The sequence below is a fragment of the Streptomyces sp. NPDC096040 genome (assembly GCF_040303265.1).
In the GTDB taxonomy this organism is placed as follows: domain Bacteria; phylum Actinomycetota; class Actinomycetes; order Streptomycetales; family Streptomycetaceae; genus Streptomyces.
Genome location: NZ_JBEOTA010000080.1, coordinates 1 through 4,932, shown reverse-complemented (window position 1 = coordinate 4,932; position 4,932 = coordinate 1). Strand labels below are relative to the sequence as shown.

The 4,932-nt window shown below is 71.8% G+C and carries 6 protein-coding genes and 1 pseudogene; 2 read left to right on the top strand and 5 right to left on the bottom strand.

All coding sequences use genetic code 11. The features are described 5' to 3' along the window. Window positions 1-118: 118 nt before the first annotated feature. The 5 genes from gap to ABTY98_RS41925 all read right to left on the bottom strand — a co-directional run bounded on the left by gap (window position 119) and on the right by ABTY98_RS41925 (window position 3,387). Entirely contained in the window at window positions 119-1,114 is a 996-nt protein-coding gene (gap, locus tag ABTY98_RS41945; RefSeq protein ID WP_352226436.1) for a type I glyceraldehyde-3-phosphate dehydrogenase, read from the bottom strand. A gap of 119 nt (window positions 1,115-1,233) precedes the next feature. After that, entirely contained in the window at window positions 1,234-1,395 is a 162-nt protein-coding gene (locus ABTY98_RS41940; RefSeq protein ID WP_352226435.1) for a hypothetical protein, read from the bottom strand. A gap of 180 nt (window positions 1,396-1,575) precedes the next feature. After that, window positions 1,576-2,532, bottom strand: a complete 957-nt coding sequence (locus tag ABTY98_RS41935; RefSeq protein ID WP_352226434.1) for a GlxA family transcriptional regulator — start codon at window positions 2,530-2,532, stop codon at window positions 1,576-1,578. Window positions 2,533-2,595: 63 nt separating this feature from the next. Beyond that, window positions 2,596-2,967, bottom strand: coding sequence for a low affinity iron permease family protein (locus ABTY98_RS41930; protein WP_352226433.1), 372 nt, complete (start codon window positions 2,965-2,967; stop codon window positions 2,596-2,598). A gap of 75 nt (window positions 2,968-3,042) precedes the next feature. Then, on the bottom strand, window positions 3,043-3,387 hold the full coding sequence (locus ABTY98_RS41925) for a winged helix-turn-helix transcriptional regulator (RefSeq protein ID WP_352226432.1): 345 nt from the start codon (window positions 3,385-3,387) through the stop codon (window positions 3,043-3,045). A gap of 74 nt (window positions 3,388-3,461) precedes the next feature. Here ABTY98_RS41925 and ABTY98_RS41920 point away from each other — a divergent pair, with 74 nt between their 5' ends. Together ABTY98_RS41920 and ABTY98_RS42485 are read left to right on the top strand one after the other, a co-directional pair. Next, window positions 3,462-4,142: an FAD-dependent monooxygenase gene (locus ABTY98_RS41920; protein ID WP_352226431.1), complete on the top strand. Its 681-nt coding sequence runs from the start codon at window positions 3,462-3,464 to the stop codon at window positions 4,140-4,142. Beyond that, a pseudogene (locus ABTY98_RS42485) lies at window positions 4,139-4,909 on the top strand (DUF6417 family protein). Before ABTY98_RS41920 ends, ABTY98_RS42485 begins: the two are co-directional and overlap by 4 nt. The last annotated feature ends 23 nt before the right edge of the window (window positions 4,910-4,932 follow it).

The window sequence follows — 4,932 nt, the reverse complement described above, 5'->3', positions numbered from 1 at the left end:
TGCTGGCGCGCCCACTCGGAAAGCTTCACACCTCCGATGATAAATGACTACAGACGACTATGCCTGTAGATAGAATCGGGAGCAGTTACGTACCCCCATCCAACGGCCGCTCCGCCCGCTAGCGCGCGAGGAGTTCGAGGGTGTCGATCACCCGGTTCGAGAAGCCCCACTCGTTGTCGTACCAGGCCACCACCTTGATGTGGCGGCCGTCGACGCGGGTGAGGGCCGAGTCGAAGATCGCCGAGGCCGGGTTGCCCGTGATGTCCGAGGAGACCAGCGGGTCGTCCGAGTACTCGAGGATGCCCGCGAGCGGCCCCTCCGCGGCGGCGCGGTACGCCGTCAGCACGTCGTCCCGTGTCACGTCACGGGAGACCGTCGTGTTGAGCTCGACGATCGAGCCCACCGGCACCGGCACCCGGATCGAGTCGCCGGACAGCCTGCCGTCGAGGTTCGGCAGCACCAGGCCGATCGCCTTGGCGGCGCCGGTCGTGGTCGGCACGATGTTGACGCCGGCGGCGCGGGCGCGACGGGCGTCGCGGTGCGGGCCGTCCTGCAGGTTCTGCTCCTGCGTGTAGGCGTGCACCGTCGTCATGAACCCGTGCTCGATACCGGCGAGTTCGTCGAGCACGGCGGCCAGCGGCGCGAGCGCGTTGGTCGTGCACGAGGCGTTGGAGACGACCGTGTGCGTGTCCGGGTCGTAGGCGTCGGTGTTCACGCCGAACGCGAGCGTGACGTCGGCACCGTCCGACGGCGCGCTGACCAGGACCTTCCTCGCACCTGCGTCGAGGTGGGCACGAGCGGCCTTGGCCGATGTGAAGCGGCCGGTCGACTCCAGCACGATGTCCACGCCGAGAGCGGCCCACGGCAGCTGCGCCGGTTCCCGCTCGGCGAGCACCTTGATACGGCGGCCGTCGACGACGAGGACGTCACCGTCCACGGTCACCGGGCGCCCGAGGCGCCCTGCCGTCGAGTCGAAGGCGAGCAGCCGCGCGAGAGCGGTGGGCTCCGTGAGGTCGTTGACGGCGACGATCTCGAGGCTGCTGTCCCGCTCCAGCAGGGCGCGTAGCACATTGCGTCCGATGCGGCCGAATCCGTTGATGGCGATACGAGTCATGAGTCGCGTCCCTTCGCTTTGCCACCAGGTTCGCGGGCCGTACTCACCCACGACAGCGGCGAGATCGCCACGGTTCAAAAGGATCCCGCCATGCCGGCATTTCGTGGGGGCGGTCTCCGTCAGGCGGCGGCGGACACCTCGGCCCGGTGGATCGCGTTGCCGCCGTCCAGGCGGTCGCCGTGCGCGGCGGTGAGGCAGTCGATGATCTCCAGGCCGCGGCCGTGTTCGGTGTCGGGACACCTCGCGTTGTCGGGGCCGAGCAACCCGGTCCGGTGCCGCACGAACAGGGAGCAGCCGCACGACGCCCCGTAGGGTTCCGCGCCGAGCACCGCGACGGCTGGCCCCGTGAGAGTGCCGAACGGGACCAAGACCCGAAGGGCGAAGGCAGGGGCGCCGGCTGACGGTATCGACGTCACGCCGACAAACGCTCGCCGCGCTCCGACGCAGACCGGCCCCGGCCCCTACTCGCCCTTGGTGAAGGTGCGCCGGTAGTCGCTCGGTGTCGTACCGAGGATGCGCTGGAAGTGCAGCCGCAGATTCGCGCCGGTGCCGAGACCGACGTCGTCGGCGATCTGTTCGACGCTGCGCTCCGAGCGCTCCAGCAGCTCCCTGGCCAGGTCGATCCGGGCGCGCATCACCCACTGCATCGGGGTGTACCCGGTGTCCTCGACGAAGCGCCGCGAGAACGTACGCGCCGACACCCCCGCATGCCGGGCGAGTGCGTCGAGGGTGAGCGGCCCGGCGAGCCGGTGCAGCGCCCACTCGCGAGTCACGGCGAACCGCTCACCGAGCGGCTCGGGCACACTGCGCGGCACGTACTGCGCCTGGCCGCCGCTGCGGTAGGGGGCGGCGACCAGTCGTCGGGCCGCGTGGTTCGAGGCGGCCACACCGAGGTCGCCGCGCAGGATGTGCAGGCACAGATCGATGCCCGACGCTGCGCCGGCCGACGTCAGCACGCTGCCCTCGTCGACGAAGAGCACGTTCTCGTCGACTTTCACGAGCGGATGCCTCTCCGCGAGCGACCGTGTGTAGTGCCAGTGCGTCGTGGCGCGCAGGCCGTCGAGCAGCCCGGTCGAGGCGAGCGCGAAGGCCCCCGTCGAGATGGCGGCCAGCCGCGCGCCCCGCCGGTGCGCCGCGAGCAGCGCGTCCACGACCGCCCGCGGCGGGGCCTCCCGGTCCGGGAACCGGTAGCCGGGCACGAACACGATCTCCGCCCACTCCAGTGCGCCGAGGCCATGCGCCACGTGGTACGACAGCCCGTCGCCGCCGGTGACCAGACCGGGCGCCGCACCGCACACCCGCACCTCATACGGCATGCTCGCCCGGGTCGTGAACACCTGCGCCGGGATACCGACGTCCAGGGGCTTCGCCCCCTCCAGCACAAGGACGGCGACACGATGCAGGCGGGTGACAGGCACGTCAGACAGGGTACGAGCAGACGACCGGCGCCCAGTGCGGCCCGCCCACCCGAGGCGCCGAGATCAGAGCTCTTCGTCCATCCCGATCACCTTGCGCAGCTCCTCGGCCGCTTCCTGCGGGCTGTCGCCCGCACGCTGGTCGAGCATCGCGGCGGCGATGCTGTCGAGCTTGCGCTGGATGGCGTGCTCAGCGCGGCGCTCTGTGTTCTTCAGGAGGGCGAGCAGCAGCAGGTTCACGGACGTCATGGCATCGCCGACGAGGAGCTGCCAGGTCACCGGAAGGCCCGCGACATGGACGGCGACGAGGGCCGCGACCAGGACCAGGCAGAAGCACATGAACAGCAGGGAACTGGTGACGTTCGAGGCCGCCTCGGCGAGCCGCTCGAACCAGCCCCGGCCGTTGCGGGAACGCTCGGCGGGATGCGTCATGGACATGGAGCCGCCTTGCCTGCCGCGCCCGTGCGGTGCCGTTCACCGCGGTCGGCGACCGGGTACCCCGCACCACGTTCCTCACCCGCCCTCCTGCGCGGCCATGACCTCGTCCCCGTGCTCGAAGGCCCATGCCCCGACGGCGCCGATGGGTCCGAGCAACGAGCGCCCCAGTTCTGTCAGCCCGTACTCGACGCGCGGCGGTGCCCCGGGGAGCGCCCGGCGCGTCACCAGCCCGTTGAACTGAAGGCGCCGCAGTGTCTCGGTGAGCACCTCGGAGCTGATGCCCCCGATCCGTTCCCGCAGTTCGACCGGACGCCTCGGCCCGTCCCGCAGCGCCCAGAGCACCACGGCGTTCCAGGTGTGGGAGAGCAGGTCGAACGCCAGGCGGGCGCGGCAGTCGGCGAGAAAGGCGTCGGTCGTCACGTACCAGATGGTGCCCGACGGGCTCCGTAACGTCGGCACGAACGAGCGAAGCCGTCGCGGAAGGGGAGCGTCTGATGCGGATCGGCGGCCTGGGCATGAACGCCGGCGTGGCCGACGTGCACAACCTGTGTTGGAAACTGGCCGGTGTGCTCCACGGCTGGGCCGGACCGTCCCTGCTGGGAACGTACGGGCCGGAGCGGGAACCGGTGGCCCGCGAGACCCTCCGCCAGGCGGTCGGGAACACCCGGCTCCTGATGCAGGTGCAGGACCTGCGCACCGAGCAGCTCCGCCGCGGTGTGTCGGCTCCGGTCGAACTGCCTTGGTCGGAAAGGTACTTCGCCCAGCTCGGCCTCGTGCTGGGAGCGGCCTACCGCTCCGAGGCCGTTCTCGCCGGCGACGCCGAACCTCCTGAGCCGTCCGGTACCGAGTACGTCCCCACCGCGGAGCCGGGCCACCGCATGCCCCACCACTGGCTCACCCCCGACCGCTCCACGCTCGACACGGTCGGCGAATGGTTCACGTTGCTGACCCCGGCCCCGGACCGCTGGCAGCGACAAGCCGTCGCCCGCTGGCCGTTGCGCGTAGCGGCGCTGCCCCGCGAACACGCCGACCGGTACCGTCTGAGCCCGCACGGCGGCGCACTTCTCGTCCGCCCGGACGGCCATGTCGCCGGCCGCTGGGAAGAACCCCCGTCGGACGACTCCACGCTGGGGCACGCCCTGAGTACCGTCACGTCGCAGTCGCCGGCCAGGTGATCCGCAAACCCTCATCCGGATGGTTGATCCTGATTCGGCCGTGGCGCGGGAGAGGTCCGTTGCCGGAGGGTGGAGGAGGGGCAGGGCGGAGGTGCTGGCCGAACTGGGGGCGCTGCACGAGCGCCAGGAGGCCGCCGCACACGGCTGGGTCCTGGAGGAGCACGAACTCCCTGTGCCGCGTGAGGCGCTGGCCCGGATCGAGGAGTGGGGTCTGGTCGAGTGGGCCGACCGGCAGGCCCGGGCGGACCTGTCGAACACGAGAGGGCCGTGGCGTACGGCGGGCGGTCCGGCCCTCCCCGAGCGGTCACGACCTGCTGACCTGTGCCCGGCACCGGCCCGGCCCCGAACGGGACGAGCCCGAACCGGGCGGCGCCCTCGTGGAGTTGCTGCCGTCGCAGACGGACGCGGTGAAGGTGTTCGTGGCTCTCGCCGAGCGCTGCGCCTCCCGGCGGAACCGCTGCCGGCCGAATAGGTCCGCAGGGCGGTGCCTGATTGCCCGGCGGGCCGCCGGCGGCTGCATCTGACGCTGGCGCCAGATGAGGTCGGTGGCCTACGGGTTGTGGCTGCGGATGATGTCCGGCTCCGCGATGGAGGCCAACCGCTTCGCCCGCGAGTACGGCGTCGCGTACACGCCCGCCGGCCGCGGCGGACGACGGCGGCGCCGGGGGGCCGCCGAGGCCGCCGCGGCCGGGCCGGGGGGGGGGGGGGGTCCCGATCGGAAGTGGGGGGGGGTGGGGGAGGGGGGGGTGGGTGGGGGGGTTTTATAGGGGGGGGGGGGGGGGGTTAAAAA